Below are 1647 nucleotides of genomic sequence, written 5' to 3'. Positions count from 1 at the left end.
AAACCTTAATATTAAGAACACTAAGGGTTGAACGTTTAGTTAGCCTTCACAACACTAATTTAAATAAAAATAACCGACAAGATGAAATAAATTATGCGCTTCGATTATCGTATCGTCTTTATTATTACTGCTTTACTCTTCTGACGTGGTCTAGCATTTTTGACCAACCCAGTTAAGATACTTTTTTCATTTCAATTGCCTGAGCTTCGTATTCATTCGGGCTCATGTAGCCCAAGTAAGAATGCAGCCGCCGACTGTTATAAAACATGGATATGTAATCCAAAATATCCTGCTGTGCCTCATAGCGAGTTTGGTAACTTCGCCATTGCACGCGCTCTTGCTTCAGGCTTCCAAAGAAGCTTTCTACTACCGCATTATCCCAACAGTCGCCACGCCGACTCATGCTTCCTTGGATGCCGTGTTGATCCAATAACCTTCTAAAGGCATCACTCGCATATTGAGAGCCACGATCCGAATGATGAATCAAGCCTGCTTTCGGTCGCCGCTGCCAAATTGCCATGGTAAGCGCATCGCAAACCAGACTCGCTTTCATGCGTGAACTCATGCTCCAGCCAACAACCTTCCGTGAAAACAAGTCAATCACGACAGCTAGGTACAGCCAACCCTCTTGAGTCCAGATATATGTAATATCCGCGACGTATGCCTGATTAGGTTGAACAACATCAAACTCTCGCTTTAAGCGATTTGGATAAACAGGCTTCTTATGATTGCTATTAGTGGTCACTTTAAATTTCTTCTTGTGGCGCACCTTCACACCAGCCTCATTCATCAGTTTTTTTGTTTTAGCTCGACTTACTGGATAACCCAAAATGTTCAATGCTTTCTTCATCCTGCGCTCTCCATAAGTGTGGTCGCTGGACTCTGCTATATCCGTTATCCAATCAAGCATTTCCTGATGATCCGGGTCATCTGGTTGACTACGCTTGCGCTTGGCAAAGCTATAATAACTGTTTCGTTTCACTCCAAATAGCTGACACATCAGGTCAACCGGCCAGGTCTTCTTATGTTGAGTGATAAAGTCATACTTCACTTCGTTTCTTTGGCAAAGAAGACCGTCGCCTTTTTTAGTATTTCCTTTTCTATTTCAAGGCGCTTAACCTGCGCCTTAAGTCTTCTAATTTCTTCTTGCTCTGACGTAAGCTTGCCATTGCCTCTGAAAGCATTGCCTGAATCGTTTTGATATTCTTTTATCCAACGCCCCAGTACCTGTGCGCTAATACCCAGGCTACGGGCTGCCTCTGTCCTAGTGTGGCCTTGATCAAGCACCAGACTAATCGCGTCCAATTTAAATTCTTGGGAATATTTTTTTCGTGTATTCAATTTACCTTCTCCAGTTAGGACGTATTATGTCTTAACTGGACTGGTCATATCTATTAGACCACGTCAACCAGCATCTTTATACATGAACTGACCGATAGATACTTTAGTTTCTAAATCGATAGTTAAACCAGCTTGACCAGTTAATTCACCCATTGTTGAATCATCAAGAGCTTTTAATTCTGCTTGTGCGCCCGCTGCTACTGCTGCGATTGCGGATGCTAATGCTATTTTCTTCAGGCCTTTCATATTAGTTACCTAAGTTTTGGGTTCGCATACTTTAGGTTCTGCCCAACTGAAAACGTGTTA

At 42.5% G+C, this 1647-nt stretch carries 2 protein-coding genes; both read right to left on the bottom strand.

Features of this window, described 5'->3' with window-relative positions; genetic code table 11:
- Positions 1 to 172 precede the first annotated feature (172 nt).
- A protein-coding gene (locus A3766_RS08435) for an IS3 family transposase (RefSeq protein ID WP_369808611.1) occupies positions 173 to 1341 on the bottom strand; the annotation gives its coding sequence in 2 pieces (ribosomal slippage) (positions 173 to 1089 and positions 1089 to 1341; 1170 coding nt in all).
- Between the two features lie 63 nt (positions 1342 to 1404).
- A complete protein-coding gene (locus tag A3766_RS08425) occupies positions 1405 to 1587 on the bottom strand; it encodes a DUF6160 family protein (RefSeq protein ID WP_068510164.1) in 183 nt (60 codons plus the stop codon).
- Positions 1588 to 1647: the final 60 nt, after the last annotated feature.

It is taken from the genome of Oleiphilus sp. HI0132 (assembly GCF_001635845.1).
The sequence above is the reverse complement of the archived record's forward strand: the minus strand, read 5'-3'. Positions and strand labels throughout refer to the sequence as shown.